Annotated in this window: 22 protein-coding genes, 1 tRNA gene, 1 pseudogene and 1 riboswitch; of the genes and pseudogenes, 9 read left to right on the plus strand and 15 right to left on the minus strand. The window is 56.2% G+C overall.

Annotated elements, in window-relative coordinates:
• Positions 1-132 precede the first annotated feature (132 nt).
• Positions 133-314, minus strand: a riboswitch (cobalamin riboswitch).
• 107 nt (positions 315-421) lie between these two features.
• Positions 422-679, minus strand: coding sequence for a hypothetical protein (locus G3578_RS13920; protein WP_165213569.1), 258 nt, complete (start codon positions 677-679; stop codon positions 422-424).
• Positions 680-929: 250 nt separating this feature from the next.
• On the opposite strand from G3578_RS13920, the gene G3578_RS13925 reads away from it, so the two are divergent.
• The 4 genes from G3578_RS13925 (at position 930) to G3578_RS13940 (ending at position 3,572) form a co-directional block, all read left to right on the plus strand.
• Positions 930-1,487, plus strand: a complete 558-nt coding sequence (locus tag G3578_RS13925; RefSeq protein WP_481752746.1) for a superoxide dismutase family protein — start codon at positions 930-932, stop codon at positions 1,485-1,487.
• 154 nt (positions 1,488-1,641) lie between these two features.
• Complete coding sequence (locus G3578_RS13930) at positions 1,642-2,082, plus strand: Rrf2 family transcriptional regulator (protein WP_206529692.1); 441 nt, start codon at positions 1,642-1,644, stop codon at positions 2,080-2,082.
• 95 nt (positions 2,083-2,177) lie between these two features.
• Positions 2,178-3,053 (plus strand): SDR family oxidoreductase, encoded by an 876-nt coding sequence (locus tag G3578_RS13935; RefSeq protein WP_165213572.1) that lies wholly within the window; start codon positions 2,178-2,180, stop codon positions 3,051-3,053.
• A gap of 186 nt (positions 3,054-3,239) precedes the next feature.
• A complete protein-coding gene (locus tag G3578_RS13940) occupies positions 3,240-3,572 on the plus strand; it encodes a YrdB family protein (RefSeq protein ID WP_165213573.1) in 333 nt (110 codons plus the stop codon).
• Between the two features lie 125 nt (positions 3,573-3,697).
• Here G3578_RS13940 and G3578_RS13945 read toward each other — a convergent pair.
• From G3578_RS13945 to G3578_RS13970, 6 genes are all read right to left on the minus strand, one after another.
• A tRNA-Gly gene (locus G3578_RS13945) sits at positions 3,698-3,771 on the minus strand.
• Positions 3,772-3,907: 136 nt separating this feature from the next.
• Entirely contained in the window at positions 3,908-4,474 is a 567-nt protein-coding gene (locus G3578_RS13950) for a thioredoxin family protein (protein ID WP_165213574.1), read from the minus strand.
• The gene (locus G3578_RS13955; RefSeq protein WP_165213575.1) at positions 4,452-4,631 is read right to left on the minus strand and encodes a YycC family protein; all 180 of its coding nucleotides are present in this window, start codon (positions 4,629-4,631) and stop codon (positions 4,452-4,454) included. Before G3578_RS13955 ends, G3578_RS13950 begins: the two co-directional genes overlap by 23 nt.
• Before the next feature lie 87 nt (positions 4,632-4,718).
• Positions 4,719-4,907 (minus strand): hypothetical protein, encoded by a 189-nt coding sequence (locus G3578_RS13960; RefSeq protein ID WP_165213576.1) that lies wholly within the window; start codon positions 4,905-4,907, stop codon positions 4,719-4,721.
• A gap of 127 nt (positions 4,908-5,034) precedes the next feature.
• Complete coding sequence (locus tag G3578_RS13965) at positions 5,035-5,328, minus strand: Mpo1-like protein (protein ID WP_165213577.1); 294 nt, start codon at positions 5,326-5,328, stop codon at positions 5,035-5,037.
• Positions 5,329-5,401: 73 nt separating this feature from the next.
• On the minus strand, positions 5,402-6,775 hold the full coding sequence (locus G3578_RS13970) for an MFS transporter (protein WP_165213578.1): 1,374 nt from the start codon (positions 6,773-6,775) through the stop codon (positions 5,402-5,404).
• Between the two features lie 115 nt (positions 6,776-6,890).
• Here G3578_RS13970 and G3578_RS13975 point away from each other — a divergent pair, with 115 nt between their 5' ends.
• Positions 6,891-7,787 carry a LysR family transcriptional regulator gene (locus G3578_RS13975; RefSeq protein WP_165213579.1) on the plus strand — a complete coding sequence of 299 codons (897 nt, stop codon included), beginning with the start codon at positions 6,891-6,893 and terminating at the stop codon, positions 7,785-7,787.
• 3 nt (positions 7,788-7,790) lie between these two features.
• Here the strand turns inward: G3578_RS13975 and G3578_RS13980 are convergent, their stop codons facing one another.
• A complete protein-coding gene (locus tag G3578_RS13980; RefSeq protein WP_165213580.1) occupies positions 7,791-8,339 on the minus strand; it encodes a helix-turn-helix domain-containing protein in 549 nt (182 codons plus the stop codon).
• 128 nt (positions 8,340-8,467) lie between these two features.
• Between G3578_RS13980 and G3578_RS13985 the strand changes: the two genes are divergently transcribed.
• Positions 8,468-9,940, plus strand: coding sequence for an L-lactate permease (locus tag G3578_RS13985; protein WP_206529688.1), 1,473 nt, complete (start codon positions 8,468-8,470; stop codon positions 9,938-9,940).
• Between the two features lie 42 nt (positions 9,941-9,982).
• Here G3578_RS13985 and G3578_RS13990 read toward each other — a convergent pair whose 3' ends face one another.
• The 3 genes from G3578_RS13990 to G3578_RS14000 form a co-directional block, all read right to left on the minus strand.
• Positions 9,983-10,510: a TlpA family protein disulfide reductase gene (locus G3578_RS13990; protein ID WP_165213581.1), complete on the minus strand. Its 528-nt coding sequence runs from the start codon at positions 10,508-10,510 to the stop codon at positions 9,983-9,985.
• Positions 10,511-10,524: 14 nt separating this feature from the next.
• Positions 10,525-11,235, minus strand: coding sequence for a cytochrome c biogenesis CcdA family protein (locus G3578_RS13995; protein WP_165213582.1), 711 nt, complete (start codon positions 11,233-11,235; stop codon positions 10,525-10,527).
• 233 nt (positions 11,236-11,468) lie between these two features.
• Entirely contained in the window at positions 11,469-13,229 is a 1,761-nt protein-coding gene (locus tag G3578_RS14000) for an aromatic amino acid hydroxylase (protein WP_165213583.1), read from the minus strand.
• Between the two features lie 226 nt (positions 13,230-13,455).
• Here G3578_RS14000 and G3578_RS14005 point away from each other — a divergent pair.
• The 3 genes and pseudogenes from G3578_RS14005 to G3578_RS14010 all read left to right on the plus strand — a co-directional run.
• A pseudogene (locus tag G3578_RS14005) lies at positions 13,456-15,363 on the plus strand (NTTRR-F1 domain); the annotation flags it as partial.
• A 423-nt stretch (positions 15,364-15,786) separates the two neighbouring features.
• Positions 15,787-16,167: a hypothetical protein gene (locus G3578_RS21405; RefSeq protein WP_481752747.1), complete on the plus strand. Its 381-nt coding sequence runs from the start codon at positions 15,787-15,789 to the stop codon at positions 16,165-16,167.
• A gap of 531 nt (positions 16,168-16,698) precedes the next feature.
• The gene (locus G3578_RS14010; RefSeq protein WP_165213584.1) at positions 16,699-16,902 is read left to right on the plus strand and encodes a cold-shock protein; all 204 of its coding nucleotides are present in this window, start codon (positions 16,699-16,701) and stop codon (positions 16,900-16,902) included.
• A 95-nt stretch (positions 16,903-16,997) separates the two neighbouring features.
• Here G3578_RS14010 and G3578_RS14015 read toward each other — a convergent pair whose 3' ends face one another.
• From G3578_RS14015 to G3578_RS14030, 4 genes are all read right to left on the minus strand, one after another.
• Positions 16,998-17,906: a hypothetical protein gene (locus tag G3578_RS14015; RefSeq protein WP_165213585.1), complete on the minus strand. Its 909-nt coding sequence runs from the start codon at positions 17,904-17,906 to the stop codon at positions 16,998-17,000.
• 66 nt (positions 17,907-17,972) lie between these two features.
• The gene (gene thiE, locus G3578_RS14020; RefSeq protein ID WP_165213699.1) at positions 17,973-18,641 is read right to left on the minus strand and encodes a thiamine phosphate synthase; all 669 of its coding nucleotides are present in this window, start codon (positions 18,639-18,641) and stop codon (positions 17,973-17,975) included.
• Positions 18,641-19,258: a thiamine phosphate synthase gene (gene thiE, locus G3578_RS14025; protein WP_165213586.1), complete on the minus strand. Its 618-nt coding sequence runs from the start codon at positions 19,256-19,258 to the stop codon at positions 18,641-18,643. The genes thiE (G3578_RS14020) and thiE (G3578_RS14025) overlap by 1 nt, the downstream gene beginning before the upstream one ends.
• Positions 19,259-19,270: 12 nt before the next feature.
• Positions 19,271-19,597, minus strand: a complete 327-nt coding sequence (locus G3578_RS14030; protein WP_346774014.1) for a hypothetical protein — start codon at positions 19,595-19,597, stop codon at positions 19,271-19,273.
• Between the last annotated feature and the right edge of the window lie 197 nt (positions 19,598-19,794).

A 19,794-nucleotide genomic window follows, 5' to 3' on the forward strand; every position in this document is an offset into this window, starting at 1 on the left:
GTTCCCGGCACAAGAAAACCCCCTTCCGGCATAGGGGAAGGGGGCTGCATCGTCCTGTCACAGGCATGCCCATGCGCACGCCAAACCTGAACATTCCGCGACCGTCTCCCTCTTCCGTCCATACCCGCAAAAGAGTTCCGCATCGTCTTGGCAGGTCTCCTGGCTCGCACATCATCCGGCATTTCTTCCTTCCCAGCAAACAGCCAGTGGATGACAGAAACCCGTCCGTGCTCACAGTAGCGGGGACTGCAGTGGATTCGCACCACTTTCCCTTTTCAATGGCGAACGCCATCACCAAGACGACTTTATGTGCTTGTCACTTCCATATTTTACAGAGGAACCGGGGATTGTTCAAGAAGATTGTGTCAATGGGCCGGAACCATACCCTCCAGTCTCCCTTTAACATCTGCCCTCCCTCACGTTACCTGCGCGCTTTCGCTCTGCCGATCTCTGCATCCAGATGGCGGATCGATTTCTGGTAGCGAAGCTCGTCCACCTGCCCTTTTTCATGGAGCCACTCGATGTAGTTGCGCAGGGAGAGCAGATCCACCCACGCCTCCTTGGCCTGGGGATTGCCGCCGGGAACCTCCCCTGTCACATCTCCATCCAAAACGGCTTTGGCCAGCTCCTTCGGGTGCATGCCCAGCCGGTACGCGATTTGATAGATGGCGATTTTCATTGTTCTTCACTCCCGATTGCGAAAAGGCTTGAAGCCTGGCACAAATTATCATCATTATCCACCGGTCGAAAGAAAAAGACAAGTTGCAGTCACCGAACAACCGCTTTATCCGCCACCCATCGCGGCATGAATCGATGCACCACACAATCCCTCCGCAGGTGAACTTCGGAGAACCCATCCTCTTTCCTCCACATAGGATAATATGGGCAGCAAGATAAAACAATAAGCGGAGGGCTTTATGAATCGATACATGAACGCTGGACAGTATTCACCTGTCGTGTCCTCAACTCCATCTCAACGGGTGCCGCATTGGGCCTATGCGCAGATACAAGGCGGTCCCCTTGCGCCAAATCTGAGCGGTTATGTGGTGTTTATCGACGTTCCCCACGGAACCGAGGTTTTCGTGGAAGTCGTTGGACTGCCACCCTATCAACCTGCTGCGGCACATCAGCAGCCAATCGGCCCCCATGGGTTCCATATTCACGATGGAGGGAGCTGTGAAGTGGGGAACCCGGATAACCCGTTTCAATCCGCCGGAGAACACTGGAATCCCACCCACCAGCCGCACGGAAATCATGCGGGAGATTTCCCTGTATTATTCTCCAACAACGGATACGCGCGCATCAACTTTTTTACCAACCGTTTCCGCGTCTCAGACGTGATCGGGAAATCTATCATCATTCATCAAAACCCGGACGACTATCGTACCCAACCAGCCGGCAATTCAGGAAAACGCTTGGCATGCGGAGTGATCCAGGCTGGATACGAACAATCCGTTCCCCATTCATTCCAAACGGGGAGCTATTGAGAATCGCCCACTGTACGCAGCCACCCCTGTTCGACAAGGATTTGCGCATGATGCGCATGGAGCGGGTGTCGGGAATCGAACCCGCGCCAGCTCGACATCTGCTCTTTCAACACTGATCCGCATGATCTTGACAAAACGCTACGAAGTAACTAAAATGGTTACAACGGTGGTGGTTCACTTGAAACAAATCAGCACGCGGTTTTCCATTGCGGTGCATACCCTTTCCCTGATCGCGGTCAGTCCGAATGATTGTACCGGGGACTACATCGCAGGTAGCGTAAATACAAATCCGGTCGTCATCCGGAGAATCATGGGAATGTTAAAGAAGGCCGGGTTGGTTGACGTACGTCCGGGGGTAGGAGGTGCTTCCCTGCTCAAGGATCCCAACCAGATTACACTCCTTGATGTTTATCGGGCTGTGAATGTGACAGAGGAAAACCAACTGTTTCGCATACACGAAAACCCCAATATTCGCTGCCCGGTTGGGCGGAATATCGAGCAAGTCCTCCAAACAGAATTGAGAGACGCGCAATCCGCGCTGGAACAAAGGCTGGCACAAACGACGCTGGCACAATTGATCGATAGGTTCAAATAAATGAAAGCTCCTTTTCGAGCTTTTATTTATACGCTTGTTGTAACCTTTTATGTTATAACAAGACATATTACAACAAATGCATGGAGGTATCGACAATGAAAATGTTGGTTACTGGCGCAACAGGGAAACTGGGGACGAAAGTGGTAGAGACGCTGTTGAAATCTGTACCTGCGACTCAATTGGCGGTAAGCGTCCGTAATCCGGAGAAAGCGGAAAGCTTACGCGCCCGGGGAGTAGATGTCCGTCACGGAGACTTTGACCGTCCTGAAACCTTGGATGCGGCCTTTGCAGGGATTGACCGGCTCCTGATCATTTCCACCGACGGGGACAATGAAACGAGAATTCGTCAGCATACGAATGCGGTAGAAGCAGCCGCACGGGCGAACGTCAAGTTCATTGCATATACCAGCTTGGCAAATGCAAGGGAAAGCCGATTGTTCCTTGCTCCCGTACACCGTGCCACGGAAGAAGCCATCCTGAAAACCGGCATCCCTTACTCCTTTTTGCGTAACAACTGGTACTTGGAAAATGAGATTGCCAGCATTCAGGGTGTGCTGGCAGGAGCGCCTTGGGTAACGTCTGCCGGAGGCGGCAAGGTGGGATGGGCCCTGCAGCAGGATTATGCAGAGGCGGCGGCAGCGGTGCTGGCGGGCGACGGACACGAAAATACCATCTATGAGCTTTCCGGCAAGCCGATGACACAAGAAGAACTGGCCGCGATTCTCGGCACTGTATTAGGGAAGGAAGTTCCTGTGCAGCAGGTTGATGATGCCGCTTATGCCGACATCATGAAAGGGGCAGGTGTACCGGAATTCGTTATTCCTTTTCTCGTAGCCATCCAGGCTGACATTCGGGCAGGTGCATTGGAAATCGAGAGCAACGATTTTGAAAAGCTGCTCGGTCGGCCAACCACGTCAATCGACAAGGCCCTGCGTCAAATTGTTCAGGAAATCTCCCAAACAAAGAACTGATCTCACATGAAAAACCGATCTTTCCGAAGGGAAAGGTCGGTTTTCATGCAAAGATGGCTTTTCGAAGCTTGCTCTTCCATTCCGCTTGTGGGTTCGTTGTTCCCTCTCGCAGCCCGTGGTATAATTTGGTTAACGAATTCATCCTGGGCTCCCGGTAATGGGGGCAATTTTTTTGGAGGTCATCTCATGATAAAATCGGCTAATCTGGCCTTACGGTTCTTTCTGGAACTGTGTGGCCTTGCCGCACTCGGTTATTGGGGATTCCATACCGGAAAAGAACCGGTCACAAAGAGTGCGTTGGGCATTGGCACTCCACTGCTGATTGCGATTGTATGGGCGATGCTCGGGTCCCCAGGTGCACCGGTGAAGTTATCTTTCCCCTTGCGTCTGCTGTTGGAGTTGGTTGTGTTCGGGATGCCGGCAATCGCACTATACGCTGCAGGAAAGCTTGGTTTAGCCGTGACGTATGGCATCGTGGTAGTGATCAACCGCATTCTGATGTTCATCTGGCAGCAATGATACTTCTATTCAGACGGTTTTACCAGGGCTCCCGGGCGTGGGGCTTTTGTTTTGTTTTTCGACTCGGCGGCCGGTTCTGTCATTCTCGGCAAAATAAAAAAAGCCTTCTGTTAAGGCTTCTCGCATGGAGCGGGTGATGGGAATCGAACCCACGCCGCCAGCTTGGGAAGCTGGAGTTCTACCATTGAACTACACCCGCATAATCGGCATTGTCGCACAGGCTTTTCAACCCGGCAGTTAGTAGTATACTAGATCAAGGCGTCCGGCGCAAGAGGTTTTTTTGCACAATTTTTCGGGCACAACTGAGAGGACCGGATGATCCGGTCCCCGCTGCCCTAAATCGCGGAAAGCACTTCCCGCAGTTCCTTGACGATCGCCTGCTGATAATCCGTGTTCTGCCCGTACTTTTGGCGCACCTCTTCGCGAGCCGCCTTGATCTTCTCTTCGTAATCGGGAGCATTTCGGTCGGGATTAGCCTGTTTGAACGCCACCATCACCGCTTGTATGTACGCCGGACGCGGTCCCCACTTGGCCAGGACATGGCCGCCTGTATCGGTGAAAATCGCAATCGGAATGGCGCGGCCGCCCATGGTCAGGAATTGGTCCATCACGTCGAGATGCTCCTCCATGATCAGCACTTCCGTCGGGATCTCCGCTTCCGCCAGCGCACGGAACAGGACAGGGACATTCCGCACGACGTCTCCGCACCAATCGGCCGCCAGGATCAGGCACCTGATATCATCGCGATGGCGAAGCGACGCGAAAAACTGCCGATCCTCCCCGTTTTCCCAGACGAAGCGTTCATACCAGTCGAGGAAAGCCTCCTTGTTTTTGGTCATCCCTGCGATAAATTGTTCCGGCGCAAGCCCTGTCCCCCACTTATGGGCCAGATTGATTCCCATCCTCCGTACCTCCCTTTACCGCCTGCTCTTGCTGAGCAAGCTCCATCAATTTTTTCATCAGGATATGCTGCGGCATATGCATCAGCTGCTCAAGCGGGACGTTCAGCATCTTGGACAGCTTCAATGCGGTTTCCGCGGATATCTGGAGCGGCCGCATGGAGTCAACTCCTTTTTCCTCCATCATACGAAAAAACGGGGCGGTTGGAAAGAAAGGAAGCGCAGCAAGGGCGGCTGCGCTTTGCCTTTACGGTTTGCCCAGCGTCAAGATACAGGGTACGCCAAAGCCGATCGCTCCCGGCTTTTTCATCTGCTCCAGGTAACTTAACCCTCGGGCACATTGCTGCGTGCATACCTCGCAGGTTGTATGCATGACGATCTTCATCTGCGGCTGCTCCGTCGTGGAGGTTTTTATCTTCCTTTTCACCTTGGCCATCCGAATAACTCCCTCCCCTGATAAAAACGTGCCCTCTATCATATATGAAAAGGGAGGCTCGGACTTTCTGGTTTTTTGCCTGATTTGCAGAAAAAAACCTGCGGCTGTCCGCAGGCGCATGATGCTGTCACTTCAGCGGTTTTCCCGTGAGAAATCCCCAGAATCGCTTGACGATCCACCATGGGCCAATCAGAAGAAAGATCGGGTTTTTCAGAAAAGAAGGAGGATTCCCCTCAAAATAATGGCCAACGAACTGCAGGATCCAGCCCACGATAAACAACCCAAGCGCCCAGCGCCAATCCCAGAAAAAGAGTGGCAGCGAAATCACGATCATCGGAATGCCGAATGCGTGGGTCAGCTTGTTGATGGGATGCTGGTGATCCCGCTTATACCGTTCCATGAACGACAGCTGCTGTTCCACCGATCATCACGCCCCTTTTTGTCACCATTCTATCATTTTTTTCCAGCGATGTGCACGGTTTGGGGCAGGTTCATCATGCCGTTTGGTTGTTTTTCTGTGCTGCGCGGCTGAATTGAAGATGATAAAGCGCGAAAATGCCTACATGCAGCATGGCGAGTACGAAGTAAAGATTGCTGTAAACGAACGCGTTCTGGTACGCGTTCAACGGATTCAGATGAAAACCGGAACCGTGATCGACTATCTTGCTGTAAATCCCTGTGGAAACAGCGCCGGCAAGAAAGTTCAACATCGACAAAAGCCCCATGCCCACCCCGGTTTCTTCCTTGGGCAGCGTTCTGGAAATGGCGTTGGTCAAGGCGATTTGCATAAACATTTGACCTACCGTTCCGAAGATCAGAAACCCCGCAATGAATGCCGGCGACATCCCCGTAAAGGAAGACAAGAGAACAAAACAAATCAACAGCAGCACGGATGCGGTGCTGAACAGAAACGAATTCCCTCTTTTATCCGCCAGCTTGCCGCCTGTTCTTCCCAGAATCGCCGATGTGACGGCTGCCGGAACCATCGCAAAGCCGATCACCCCCGGAGCCAGATGATTGACATCCGCCAACAGTTTCGGGGTAAGGAAAGGGAGCGCGTACCCGATCCCCATGACCAGTACGGCCAATGACAGCCCCAACGAATACCCTTTGTTGCTGAACAAGCGCGGTTGAACGAATGGTTCCGCCGCTGTGCGAATACGTACGATAAATAGAAGGAAGATCATCAGGCTTGCCAAGGCCAGTATCCAGCCTCCATTCGTTACGGCAAGAAGCAGCAGCGCGACTGCACCGGCAAGCAGTCCGCCGCCAAGCCAGTCGATCCGCCCTGCCTTTCCCTGTTCATCGCCCAAATACTTGCGGTAAAACGGCAAGATGAACAGGATAAACACAGGTATGCAAAACAACCACCGCCAATGGACCAGACTGACGATCAACGCCGAGACGACGGGGCCGAGTGCATTGCCGAGCGCCAAACCGGTGGCAGATATCCCGAGCGCGCGTCCGCGACGTTCAGCAGGGAAATAGCGGACCGGGATAATCATCGCCGTCGCCGGGATTACCGAAGCTCCTGCGGCCTGCAAGATACGGCCCAACAGCACCATCCAGTACGCTTGGGCGGCCAGCCCAACCAAGGAGCCGACAAACAACAAACTGATTCCGAACGTGAGCAAATTCTTCAGCTTGTAAGTATCGGCCAGCTTCCCGTAAATGACCGACCCAATGGCATATGTCAGCGTGTAAACGGCAAAGACCCAGCTTGCTTGCGAGAAGGAAAGATGAAGATCCACACTCATCTTCGGCAGGACAATGTTGAACATCGTCGCATTCATGACCGAAATGACCAGCGTGAATGCCAGAATGCGCATTAATTTCTCTCCCGCCTGTTGCTGCCATTCCAATTCCATTGCGTATCACCCTTTCTTCACGTCACGATTTATTTTACAATCGATATTAATTAAACAAAAATATATAATAAGAATGAATTCATAACCTGGAGTCTATGCTTGAAGGGATGATGCTATGGAACTGCTGCAATTGCAGTATTTTCAAACGGTTGCCAGGCTGGAGCATATGACGAAGGCAGCACAAGAGCTTCATATCTCTCAGCCGGCACTCAGCAAAACGATCGCCCGATTGGAAGAGGAGTTGGGCGTACCGTTATTTGATCGTCAAAGCAGGCAAATCCGGCTCAATACGTTCGGGAAAGCGTTTCTGCAAAAAGTGGAAACGGCACTGGCGGTACTCGAAGAGGGCAGACGAGAAGTGGCCGATCTCGCGGGAATGGAGCGCGGGAGCATCCATTTGGCTACAAATGCCTTGAATCGCATTTCCAACGCTTTGGGCGCTTTTCGTTCCCTGCACCCGGATGTCAACTTCCGCATCATCCAGGTTGCCCCGGCTTCCTTGGAAGAGATGGTGCAGCTTTTGGAAAAGGGAGAAATCGATCTGTGTTTTACGGCGGCGCCCTTCGATCGACCGGGGATCTGCGAAATGCCTGTGCTGAACGCAGAAGTTTTCCTCGCCGTCCCTCCCGGACATCGGCTGGAGGGCCGGCACAGCATTTGCCTGCATGAAGTGGCTGATGAGCCATTCATCGAGTACAAGGCGGGGCATCCGTTTCGAAAAATGAATGAAGCGTTCTGTAAAAAAGCGGGGATAAGGCCAAAAGTGGTTTGTGAGGTTGAGGAACCTGCCGCCTTGGGAAGTCTTGTTCTCGCCGGGCTGGGCGTCGCGTTTGTGCCGGCGTGCAAAAGAGACGAATCGCCGCTTACGCTGCTGCGCATCGATGATCCCGATTGCCGCCGCGTCTTCACGATCGCATGGCATGAAAAACGTTACCTGTCTACGGCGGCACGCGCGTTTCAGCAGTTTCTCGAAAAGTACTTCATCGATTTGCAGCAGCCTTTGCTTGGTTAGGCATCATTTCTCAGGCGTGTCGATCACTAGGTAATACTCACAGGTGCCGCTCCCGATGTTATCGAAGCGGTGCGCCACATCCGCCTCAAAATACAAGGAGTCCCCTTCGTTCAGCTCAACGACGCGCTCCCCCAGGATGGCACGCAGCCTGCCCCGGACGACTGTCAGATGCTCGCATACCCCTTGCTTGTGCCGGGGAAATCGGCCGGTGGATTGCCCTTCCGGCAGCAAATTGCGGATAAATTCCACCCCGCGCGCGGGAAAGGAGGGTGACAGCAGCTGCCGCTCGAAACCGGTCTCCGGATCGCGGAAGACAAGACGCTCCTGCTTCCTGATCACGATCACTTCCCGCTCTTCCTGTTCCCCCAGAAGCTGCGACAGCGTCATCTCCAGCCCTTCGGCAATCTGACAGGCAACCTGGACGGTCGGATTCTTTTCTCCCCGCTCGATCTGCGACAGCATGGAGCGGCTGACACCGCAGCGATCGGAGAGCTCCTGCAGCGAATATCCTTTTTCTTTGCGCGCTTGCTGAATGTTCTTCCCTAAGCTCATCGTTCTGCCCCTCTTCCGCGTCCACTATAGCGGAAAATTTCTTGACTATTCCAACAAAGTGAACTATGCTGTTCCATATCCACTATAGTATACACAATCATCACCTTCCAAGGAAGAGGTGCGGCCGGATGATGCTTATCAATCTCTTGGCGCTATTGCCGATTCTGATGATTTTCCTGTTCCTGTTTCTTCTGAAAAAATCAGCCCTTCTCGCCGGCGGCGCTTCCTTCCTTACCGCCATCGTGCTCGTCCATATTGTCCCCATGTTCGCGCTCGATGCGGGGGAGATGATTCACGCGGCACTGAAAGGCGTCCTCACTTCCGGCATCGTGGCTTATGTTCTTCTGTTTGGCATTCTCTTGTTTCATCTGATGAATGAAGCGGGCGCCATCCGCGCCATCGCCTCCTTCGTCGCCAACATCACGGATGATCCAGTCCGGCAGGTGCTCCTGCTTGCAGCCGCCTTTTCGCCGCTGGTTGAATCGGCAAGCGGTTTTGGCATCGCCATCATCGTCGTGGCTCCGATCCTGATCGAACTCGGGTTCGCTCCGTACCGCGCTGCCCTGGTGGCGCTGTCCAGTTTGAGCGCCGTCGCCTGGGGAGCCCTCGCCACCGGGACGGTGATCGGCGCCAGTCTCGGCGGCATTCCGTTGACCCACATCGGCAGGGGCAGCGCCGTCCTGTGCTGCGTCACGTTTTTCTATTTTATCGGCACCGCTGTCTGGATCGCGACCGGACACGAAGGCATTCGGAAAAGATGGCCCGACATCTTGGTCGCTGCCGGGACGCTCTCCCTGCTGATCTGGGCATGCAATGTCTATATCAGCGTGGAGCTGGCGGGCGTATTGGGCTCTCTCGGCACACTGGGGGTCCTGCTTCTCCTCATCAAGCTGACGGCGAAAGGGAACGGTTCCACATCTGAATCCCTTGCCGTTGTGTGGAGAGCGGCCTCGCCGTATTTGTTCCTGACAACCCTGCTGCTTCTCTCCCGCCTGGTGCCGCCGGTTGAAGCGTTTCTTGCCACACATGCGGTCGTTGACCTGCCGGCGTATGGCTTCTCCCTGCCACTCTGCTATTCTCCGGGGTTTGCCTTGTTTCTAACCTGCCTTTTTTCCCTGGGCATCTATCGGACCGATTGGCCGACCATGCAGAAGATTCTCCGTTATACCTGGGCGCAGTGGTACCCTGTCACGTTGACCACCGTCTTCTATGTGGCCATGTCGGAAATCATGGCAAGCTCCGGAATGATTGCCACCCTGGCAATGGCAAGCGCCCCCCTCTTCGGCCATTCCTTTGTTTTCCTGTCACCGTTCGTCGGCGGATTGGGGGGATTTTTGACAGGCAGCACAACCGGTTCCAATGCCATGTTTATGAAACTGCAGGTTGAAACGGGGCTGCAGCTTGGCATTCCGCCGGAAATCCTGGCCTCCAGCCAGAATACGGGTGCCTCCCACCTCACCATGGCTTCGCCGTCACGGGTGGTACTCGGTGCCACCGTGTGCAAGATCCGCTCGGAAGAAAGCCGCCTCCAGCGCAGCATGACGCTGATCGCAGCCGGCTCGCTAACGCTGGTGATGCTGGCCTCCAAATTCTTTTGGTAAAGCAAGAAAACCGCCGGCTCCTGGGTTCCGACGGTCCTGCCTTTACTGGCTGACCAGTTTCTTCAATTCCTGTTCGAAGGTGGCCGGCTCAATCATGCCGACGATTTTCTGCCGGATCACCCCGTTGCGGTCGATCAGATAGGTGGTCGGGAATGCGTTCACCCGGTACAGATCGGCCACTTCCCCCTTCATATCAAGGGGAACGGGAAAGGTCAGCTTGTATGCCTCGACGAACGCCTTGGCGTCTTCCAGATTATCATTGCTGGTCACGTTGACGGCATAGAAATCAAACTGCCCTCGATACTTGACAAACAGTTTCTGCAGGTGGGGCGCCTCCATGCGGCACGGCCCGCACCAGGACGCCCAGAAGTTGAGAACCAAGGGCTTCTGCCGTTCCCCATTGATCTGGTAGGAATGATTGTCCATCCCTTTCAAGGAAAAATGGGGAGCGGCATAACCGATTTGCGCTTTCTGTTCTGTCGTTGCCACCACGGCATCCGGCGTATGTCTGGAGACGGTCAAGCCTGCCAGCAAAGAGACGAACAGGAGAATCAGGAGATTCCGTTTCATGGCATCGACCTCGCTTAGAATCCTGTAAATCCTCCGTACAATTTGATCAGATAGCGGGTGATGTCCGTCATCCTGTCGGTATACAGCAGGATGCCAAACAGGATCATCAGTGCCCCGCCCACTTTCATCAACCGTTCGGAGTACTTCACAATGGCACTGATTTTGCTCACGAAAAACGTCATGACAAAAAACGGGACAGCAAAGCCCAGCGTATACGCCAGGGTATAGGCCAGCGCCGATGACGGATGGGCGATTCCCAGCACTGTAATCGCGGACAGAATGGGGCCGACGCAGGGTGTCCACCCCGCAGCGTACGTAATCCCTACCAGAACCGATCCGGCAAGCCCAAGCGGCCGTGATTTCAGATCAACCTTCCAGGTGCGCATCATCCACTCCATCTTGAAGACGTCCAGCATGACCAATCCGAAGATTACCAATAGGATGCCCCCAAGTTGGCGAATCAAATCATTGTAATCCTGAAACAGGTTGCCCAGCCATGAAGTCGATAGGCCGATCGCGAAAAAAACGATGGAAAAACCGAGAATGAAGAAGAGCGTGTGCAGCAATGCCTGCCGCTGAAAAAACGCCCTGCCCTTCTTCACTTCCTCCAGGGAAACGCCGGTAATATATGTAAGGAAAGATGGATATAACGGCAGACAGCATGGTGAGACGAAGGAAAGCAGCCCCGCGCCAAACGCCAGAAAGATCGTCACATTCGTCTGCATAACACACCCCCAAAATAGACTCTTCTTCCTTATTGTAACGAAAAGTGCGGGCGTCCTAAAGGCAAACGGTTGGCCCAACGCGGGATGGCGCCTCTCTTTTCCTCAAAAGTTCACAAGAACGTCATAGAAAATGCTGCCGTCCTCAGCCGGCAGCATTTGCCATCATCAATCTGCTATCGATCGCCGGAAGCATCGTTCTGACCATGCTCCGCCTTCTATTTGAGGGGGAACCGTTACGCCAGCAGGGCCAGACCGTTTTGAATCAGCTGCCGGTTTTCGGGCTGCCGGTCAGCCAGATCATCGAGCTGTTGGCGAAGTTTCGTTTGCTCCTGTGTCAGAAGATTGCGTGCTACCAGCAGTTCCAACATCTCCAGGCGGAGCAGCCAGTCGGATGGGAAGCGCTCATCCATGCGGCTCATGATTTCCGGCAGGGCTTGCGCAATGTCGTCATCCGGCGTATCCCCTTCCCGCAAGTCTCTCACGCGCTGGTAGTACTGATGGAGAACGAGCTGTTCATCGGTGTACGTCGGCCGTTTGGCAACCAGGCGGGAAGGTTTGTGCGTCCCGGTTGCAAAACGCTCGCGATCAGCAGCCCCGGCGAAGACGGAGACAATTTTCTGCCCCACCGCCATGTCATAGGTGCCCCACTGCGGCTGGAACAGCGTCTGATCCCCCCACGCAACGGTACAATCCGTAAAGCCGATCAGGACCACTTTCCCGTCCTCGCGGTGAACGTAAGCGACATTGCCGGTTACGGTTATCCCGGAGGCAAAGGTGAGCGTGGTTGTTTCGCCGGGGATGATGCCATAATCGGCCAATCGGGTATCGTCAAACAGTTCCAATGGCGTCGCTTCACCCGCCAGCAGCCCGATGGGAGAACCGAATCCCTCCTTGTGATACTCCTTGCCGTGACCTGGCAGCTCCTGGCTGTTGACGGCCAGAGCCGTCGGTCCTGACGTCTTCAGATAGATCGCTTCCCCATCCCCGTCATACAACAGCTCCGACAAGACCCCGCTCACCTGCAGTCCCGAACTGAATACCGAGGTTGATATCTGCCTCATCCGCAGCGCTTTTTGCAGGCTCTCCGTCCCGCCGACCGACACCGCCATCGTCCGGGCAATTGCCTGCACGGCCTCAATCAGCTGGTCAAAATCTTTGCAGACAAACAATTGGGGCTGCGGCTTGGTAATATCAAAGTCGGTTTCAATGCACGCTTCCAGAGAGAAGGGAATCTTTTTCACATGCGGCTGCAGGCAGCTCATGCTCTCCCCTACGGAAGACAAGAGTCCTGCGCCGTAAATTTGCGGGTTTTCCAGGTCTCCGATCAGGCCGTACTCCACGGTCCACCAGTAAAGGCGGGACAGGCGCGTTGCCTCGGAGATCTCCGTCACTGCCTGCAGTTTTTGTTCCAGCTCTGCCTCGGCCGCCTGTATCTCTTCCGCCGTCGCTTCCGGGTCTTCCTTAACAATCGACAAATGGCGGATCGCCTCGTAAACCTCGTAATCTTCCCAGGTAGAGAGGGCTTTCGAACCGATCTCCCCAAACAGGCGAAGATAGGAGCGGTATCTCTCGTCCTTGATGATCGGCGCATGGCCTGCCGCCTCATGAATGATATCCGGTGCCGGGGTATATGCAATATGATCGTATTGGCGGATATCGCAGGCAATCGGCAGGATGCCGTGCGCCTGGAAGTCAAAGAATGCGACGGATGGAATGAATCCGTTGACCGTGACCGCCCCCCAGCCGATTTGTGCCAAACATTCGTTCATTTCCTTGATGTTGGGAATCCGTTCGATGCTGATGCCGGATTGCTTCAGCCCATCCAGATAGGCATGGTGGGCCCGTGTACCCAAAAAGCTGCTGTTTTGACGCATCACATAGCGCCAGACAGCGTGATCAATAGGCGTGTACCGTTCGTAATCCTGTTCCACGACAAATTCCTTCAGATGGACGGGAACCTTCACCAAGGAGAGATCCGACTCGCTGCGGTTCATACCATTATTCCCCCTCAACCGTGTAATGTAAGCGCTTTCTTTCTCGTGTATATGATAGCACAATTTGTGCAATCATGTGCAAGAATTGTTTATAGTTCAACGGTTAAAAATTTTGGACCGGCCTGCGCAAATGATGCTGCACGTAAATTAGGGGTATCACCATGGTTAAAATGTACAGGCATTTATATCGCGGGTTCATATACATGGAATGGAAAGGGGGGAGAATATGAGCCTTATCAACAATCGCATTGTAAACGGAGGATTTGAGCAGGGTCTCGCTAACTGGCTCAGCCAAAACGTAATCATCGTGAATCACCCGGCAAATGAAGGATTTTTTGCAGCCGAACTGCTGGGCGGAGAGCTGAATGCATTTCTTATTCAGTCGATTCCGGTAAATCCTGGCGAAAACTTTGAACTGATACTCTCCATAACCAGAGAAGAGGATGGAATTTCTCCAGATACGACCGCCACGGTGCAATACTTTGATGCCGCCGATAACTTTTTGGGTTACGGCCTCATCCAAAATATTGTCATCCCTGATGAAGCTGTTGGAGAGTTTCAAACGGTATATGGAACAACAACTCCGGCACCTGCAGGCACAACTCATGGATTGGTCGTCATCAATCGACTGGCGGAAACAGGAAGTTCAGCCGTTATTGTAGATCAGGTCGCACTTCTTCTGGTTCAAGGTGACGGAGGTGGCGCGACGGGTCCGACCGGCCCAACCGGCCCGACTGGTCCAACTGGTGCTACAGGTCCGACCGGCGCGACTGGTCCGACTGGTGCGACTGGTCCGACCGGCGCGACGGGTCCGACCGGCGCGACGGGTCCGACTGGTGCGACTGGTCCGACCGGCGCGACTGGTCCGACTGGCTCTACGGGTTCGACTGGCGCAACTGGCCCGACCGGTGCAACTGGTCCGACCGGCGCGACTGGCCCGACCGGCGCGACTGGTCCGACCGGTGCAACTGGCCCGACCGGCGCGACAGGGCCGACTGGTCCAACCGGTGCGACAGGGCCGACCGGTGCGACAGGGCCGACCGGCGCGACGGGTCCGACTGGCGCGACTGGCCCGACCGGTGCGACGGGGCCAACCGGCGCGACTGGCCCGACTGGGCCGACCGGGGCAACTGGCCCGACCGGCGCGACAGGGCCGACTGGTGCGACTGGTCCGACCGGCGCTACAGGTCCGACCGGCGCGACGGGGCCGACTGGCGCGACTGGTCCGACCGGGGCAACTGGCCCGACCGGCGCGACTGGCCCGACTGGCGCGACAGGGCCGACTGGCGCGACTGGCCCGACCGGGGCAACTGGCCCGACCGGCGCGACTGGCCCGACTGGCGCGACAGGGCCGACTGGTCCAACCGGTGCGACGGGTCCGACCGGGGCAACTGGCCCGACCGGGGCAACTGGTCCGACCGGCGCGACTGGTCCGACTGGCGCTACGGGTCCGACTGGCGCAACTGGCCCGACCGGGGCAACTGGTCCGACCGGCGCGACAGGTCCGACTGGCGCGACTGGCCCGACTGGTGCGACTGGTCCGACCGGCGCTACGGGGCCGACTGGCGCAACTGGCCCGACCGGTGCAACTGGTCCGACCGGCGCGACGGGGCCGACTGGTCCGACCGGTGTGACAGGTCCGACCGGTGCGACGGGGCCAACCGGCGCGACAGGTCCGACTGGCCCGACCGGTGCGACGGGGCCGACTGGCGCGACTGGTCCAACCGGTGCGACAGGTTCGACCGGCGCGACAGGTCCGACTGGCGCGACTGGTCCGACCGGCGCGACTGGCCCGACCGGCGCGACTGGCCCGACCGGCGCGACTGGTCCGACTGGCGCGACTGGTCCAACCGGTGCGACAGGTCCGACCGGCGCGACTGGCCCGACTGGTGCGACTGGTCCGACTGGTCCGACCGGTGCAACTGGCCCGACCGGCGCGACAGGTCCGACTGGCGCGACGGGGCCGACTGGCGCAACTGGCCCGACCGGGGCAACTGGCCCGACCGGCGCGACGGGGCCGACTGGTCCGACCGGGGCAACTGGCCCGACCGGCGCGACAGGTCCAACCGGAGCGACGGGGTCAACCGGAGCTACTGGCCCGACCGGCGCGACGGGTCCGACTGGTCCGACGGGGCCAACTGGCGCGACGGGGCCGACTGGCGCGACTGGTCCGACCGGGGCAACTGGTCCGACCGGGGCAACTGGCCCGACCGGGGCAACTGGCCCGACCGGAGCTACGGGGCCGACTGGTCCAACTGGTGCGACTGGTCTAACCGGCGCGACAGGTCCGACTGGCGCGACTGGTCCGACCGGCGCGACTGGCCCGACCGGCGCGACGGGGCCGACTGGCGCGACGGGGCCGACTGGCCCGACCGGCGCTACGGGGCCGACTGGCGCAACAGGGCCGACTGGTGCAACTGGCTCAACCGGCGCGACAGGTCCGACCGGGGCAACTGGCCCGACCGGCGCTACGGGGCCGACCGGCGCGACAGGTCCGACTGGTCCGACTGGTCCAACTGGTGCGACAGGTCCAACCGGACCAACGGGTGCAGCTATCGTGCCAGCTGCCAATGTGAAGACTTCAAGCGGCGTAACGGTTACTGTACCTGCAGGTAACCCGATTCCATTCCCTGTTATTGAAGTTGTAACAAATGGTACAGATGTGGTACCAAATGGAGTTGGCGTCACTATCAATACAACCGGTACGTATTTGATTTCTTTCAATCTCCAATTTACAGTCGGCGTAGCAGCAAGTATTGATATCGTAGGGTCGGTGACTGGTGTGATTGATACCATTGATGCCATCCTGCAAGTCGGTGGCTTTACCTTCTCCGTTTTAGCCAACCTTGTCGGTGGGGAAACGCTCACACTGGTTAACTCATCTATCTTGCCCATTAGCCTGGCTGAGTCGAATCTCACCGTGATGAAAGTTGGATAATACAGCGCCGCTGACAGCCTCAGACAGCAGCTGACCGGCAAGATTTTTTCCAAATCAGACAAGGGGTATTTTCACCCCTTGTCTGATTATTTAGGTGACTCCAACCACGCGGAGTCACAGCCTATTCACACAGAATCCTTTCGGGGTCCCCTCAAGACATCACACCGGTTACATACGTTACAAGATACATGAATCTGAGCAAGCGTAACCCTACATGTCAGCATCGAAAAGCCCCAGAAAAAATGATGCATTTCATTTAATAGTGTGTTATAATGAATAATCTGCTTAAGTCACCCATTCGCTTTTTGTTTATCCAATTCACACTGGCGCGGTCATTGGAGCCGCAAGGATGAAAGAGAGGAAGGGCTTTCATTGTTTTGGTTTGCAAAATGGATCTGGCAATAAACAACGTTAAGTAAGAGCAATCATTCACATGTTTCATAAGGATTATCACTTCTTTCACCAAACGGTAGTCCTTAGAAACATGCGATTGGATGGACAATCGCGATACCAAAATGTGGAGGTCATGGTATGCGAACAAACGGAACGGTAAAGTGGTTTCATGCTGAGAAGGGGTTTGGATTTATTCAGGTGGAAAACGGTGAGGATGTGTTCGTGCATTACTCCGCCATTCAAGGCGATGGTTACAAGTCCCTGGAAGAAGGGCAAGCGGTTCAGTTCACCGTCGTAAAAGGGAATCGCGGTCCTCAGGCGGAAAATGTCGTCAAATTGTAGTTCGTCCCAAAAAAACTGCCCGCAGCGGCAGTTTTTTCATTTCTGCTTGCTTTCCACCCAAAAAAGGGCATCCGCCCAAGGATACGGAAGCCCCTTCATTCTCTTCTGCGGCGCAACTGCTGCTCCAGCATGATGTCCATCAGCAGGAGATCCTGCAGCGGATCGCGCGGATCGGTCGTCAGCAGGGCCGCGACGGCCGCAATCGCCGAGCGGACGGTGTGGTAGGAGTAGAACGCTTCCCGCTCCTCCTCGTTTGCCGAAGAAAGATCGGACAAATCCTGCAGGGGGTATGGAAAATCGCTCTCCACTCCTGCCCTGTCGAGGACGATCAGCGCTTGTTTGATCGCCAGCAGCGCTGCGCTCACGCTGATGTCATATTCCCTGCGCAGTTCGTCCCATACCTGAAAAGCGGAGCGCTCCACCCGCTCCCCGTTTGGCCTGGTGATGATGCCGCTTTTACGTCCTTCCTTTAAAAGCCAATCGACAAGGATATCGTGCCGGGGCGGAAAGGCAAATACCTGCAGCTTCAGCTCCAGCTCGGTCGGAAAATCCTTGGCAAAGCGCGCATGGGAGAGCGACATCTCATAACGGCGGGATGGATGGCCGGGAACCGTCACGAACACGGTTTCCCCCCTGATCGCCGCCACCTGCAGCTTGGTTCGCGCCGGAATCCGCGCCTGCGGTGCCTTCTCGCGCCGGATGTTGCCGGGGATCAATTCGACGCCAAACTGATGGTATTCCAGCGGCGAATCGATCCAGGGAATCGGCTCGCGGGCGAGGATCTCATAGGTGCCGGTAAAGGTGATCCACTCTCCCGGACGCCCTTGATACCTCACCAGGATGGCATGCCGCTCGTCTTCAGGAGGAATCTCTTCATGCCACCGGTCAGGTTCGTCGTGAACCGTTTTGTGTTCGACCAGCATGCAGTCGGTCAGCTGCAGCCGCTCCAACAGCTCGCGCTTGCTTACCCGCTCATAGCCGATGCGGTAGATGCGGTGTTTCACGATTCTCCCCCCCTCTCCTGGCCAGTATGAGGAAAGGCTGCCGTATCCAAACCTTTCCGGTGCCTCTCAAGCATGATGCCGTCCTGCCAGACGGCGCAATTGGGCGGCCGCTTCGCGCGGTGACGCCGCCCTGCTGATCGCCGATATGACAGCGATGCCGTCGGCGCCTGCCGCAAATACCGCCGCCGCGTTCCCGGCATGGATGCCGCCGATGCCGACGATCGGGAAATCGCTTCCCACCGCCTTGCGGATCTGGGCAAGTCCCTGTGGACCAATCGGTTCTCCTGCATCGGCCTTGGACGCTGTCGCAAACATCGCTCCCACCCCGATATAATCCGCGCCGCCCTCCATGGCAAGGATTGCTTCTTCCACCGTTCCTGCCGAAACGCCGATATACATATCCGGAGTCACACGCCGCTTCACTTCAGGGAGCGGCAGATCATCCTGGCCGACATGGATCCCGTCCGCTTGCAGCTGGACGGCCAGTTCCACCTCGTCATTGACGAAAAAAAGCGCATCGTGCTGCCTGCACAAAGCCTGCAGCTGCTCTGCCAGCGCCAGGCGTTCCGCCGGTGTCAGCGTGCTCCCTTTGTCGCGGAATTGCAGGATACCGGCGCCGCCTGCCAGCGCTTCACCGGCGATGGTGAGCGTCTTTTCCCACGAGCAGCCGCAATCCTGGCTGCCGACAACAAAATAGAGCGGAAGTTTTTCTCGCAGCCTTTTTGTGCGTTCCATCATGTCGTCCTCCTTCGATCCAATGCGAGCCGATACGCCCGGGCAGCCGCTTCCGGATCGGCGGCAGCCGTGATGCCGGACAGCACCGCAATGCCGGCGCAGCCTGTTTGCAGAACTTCGTCAACATTTTCCGGCGTGATGCCGCCGATGGCAATCACGGGTACGCGGACGTTTCCGACCAGCTCCGCCAGCGCCGCTGTTCCCCGCGGCGGCATGCCGGGTTTGGAACCGCTTGGATAGATATGGCCGTAGAACAAATAATCGGCCCCTTGTCTGCTGGCCGTATGCGCCTCTTCGATGGAGTGGACGGAGCGTCCCACCCGCTGCCCGCTATGGAGAAGCGGTCTTGCTTCTGCCGGCGTTAAGCTGTGGTAAGCCAGGTGAACGCCTCCGCAGCGCCCGGCCGCCGCGACATCGACCCGGTCATTGACGATTATGCGCTCGCGCGGAACGTGCTGTGCAAGCGTTTCGACCCATTCCATCAGCTCTCTCGCTGTCCGCTGCTTTTCCCGCAGATGAAGGTAATCGATACCGCCCCGCGCGGCCGCTTTGACGATCTCCGCTACATGGGAGAGCGGCTGCGTACCGCTCGTCACAAGATGAAGTGTATGCTGCATGCTGTTCACCTCTTATCCGCCCAAGGCGACCAGACATTCTTCCAGCCATCGTCTGTTTTTCCCGTCGGTGTCCTGCCCTTCCAAGCGCGCAAGCATTTCCCGCAGCAGTTTGCGCAGGAAAAATCCGGCTTCAAACGGGATGGACAGGGTAATCTCCTTTACCGGCGCCTCCTGCTGCTTAAGCGCGGTTACGCCATCCAGGAGCGTTTGGGCGGTGCTCTCCACCACTGCAGACAGCTCTTCCTGCTTTTTCAGGTCGTCATAGCAGCCGTCAAACAGGCGGCAGAGGATCAGAAAGGCCTGTGTGGAGATGGTGATTTGATTCGGCTGTGTAGCCACGCTGATTCCCCCGCTTCGGTAAACTCCCGCTATTATACCATGCTTTCCTTGCCGTGGCGCAAGAAAACTCACTCTGCGTTAGCTGATGCTCTACCCACTCGGCGTTAGCTAACGCTTTACCCACTCGGCGATAGCTAACGCTGTGCCGAGTGGGGCCCCCTCGCTGTACCGAGTGGGGCCCCCTCGCTGTGCCAAGC

This window comes from Brevibacillus sp. SYP-B805, from assembly GCF_011059135.1.
Classification (GTDB): domain Bacteria; phylum Bacillota; class Bacilli; order Brevibacillales; family Brevibacillaceae; genus Brevibacillus_F.

Excerpts from the sequence above, each read along its gene's own strand:
- G3578_RS13920 (WP_165213569.1), bottom strand. The coding sequence starts at position 679 with ATGAAAATCGCCATCTATCAAATCGCGTACCGGCTGGGCATGCACCCG.
- G3578_RS13925 (WP_481752746.1), top strand. The coding sequence starts at position 930 with ATGAACGCTGGACAGTATTCACCTGTCGTGTCCTCAACTCCATCTCAA.
- G3578_RS13930 (WP_206529692.1), top strand. The coding sequence starts at position 1,642 with ATGGTTACAACGGTGGTGGTTCACTTGAAACAAATCAGCACGCGGTTT.
- G3578_RS13935 (WP_165213572.1), top strand. The coding sequence starts at position 2,178 with ATGAAAATGTTGGTTACTGGCGCAACAGGGAAACTGGGGACGAAAGTG.
- G3578_RS13940 (WP_165213573.1), top strand. The coding sequence starts at position 3,240 with ATGATAAAATCGGCTAATCTGGCCTTACGGTTCTTTCTGGAACTGTGT.
- G3578_RS13950 (WP_165213574.1), bottom strand. The coding sequence starts at position 4,474 with ATGGGAATCAATCTGGCCCATAAGTGGGGGACAGGGCTTGCGCCGGAA.
- G3578_RS13955 (WP_165213575.1), bottom strand. The coding sequence starts at position 4,631 with ATGCGGCCGCTCCAGATATCCGCGGAAACCGCATTGAAGCTGTCCAAG.
- G3578_RS13960 (WP_165213576.1), bottom strand. The coding sequence starts at position 4,907 with ATGGCCAAGGTGAAAAGGAAGATAAAAACCTCCACGACGGAGCAGCCG.
- G3578_RS13970 (WP_165213578.1), bottom strand. The coding sequence starts at position 6,775 with ATGGAATTGGAATGGCAGCAACAGGCGGGAGAGAAATTAATGCGCATT.
- G3578_RS13975 (WP_165213579.1), top strand. The coding sequence starts at position 6,891 with ATGGAACTGCTGCAATTGCAGTATTTTCAAACGGTTGCCAGGCTGGAG.
- G3578_RS13980 (WP_165213580.1), bottom strand. The coding sequence starts at position 8,339 with ATGAGCTTAGGGAAGAACATTCAGCAAGCGCGCAAAGAAAAAGGATAT.
- G3578_RS13985 (WP_206529688.1), top strand. The coding sequence starts at position 8,468 with ATGATGCTTATCAATCTCTTGGCGCTATTGCCGATTCTGATGATTTTC.
- G3578_RS13990 (WP_165213581.1), bottom strand. The coding sequence starts at position 10,510 with ATGAAACGGAATCTCCTGATTCTCCTGTTCGTCTCTTTGCTGGCAGGC.
- G3578_RS13995 (WP_165213582.1), bottom strand. The coding sequence starts at position 11,235 with ATGCAGACGAATGTGACGATCTTTCTGGCGTTTGGCGCGGGGCTGCTT.
- G3578_RS14000 (WP_165213583.1), bottom strand. The coding sequence starts at position 13,229 with ATGAACCGCAGCGAGTCGGATCTCTCCTTGGTGAAGGTTCCCGTCCAT.
- G3578_RS14010 (WP_165213584.1), top strand. The coding sequence starts at position 16,699 with ATGCGAACAAACGGAACGGTAAAGTGGTTTCATGCTGAGAAGGGGTTT.
- thiE (WP_165213699.1), bottom strand. The coding sequence starts at position 18,641 with ATGGAACGCACAAAAAGGCTGCGAGAAAAACTTCCGCTCTATTTTGTT.
- thiE (WP_165213586.1), bottom strand. The coding sequence starts at position 19,258 with ATGCAGCATACACTTCATCTTGTGACGAGCGGTACGCAGCCGCTCTCC.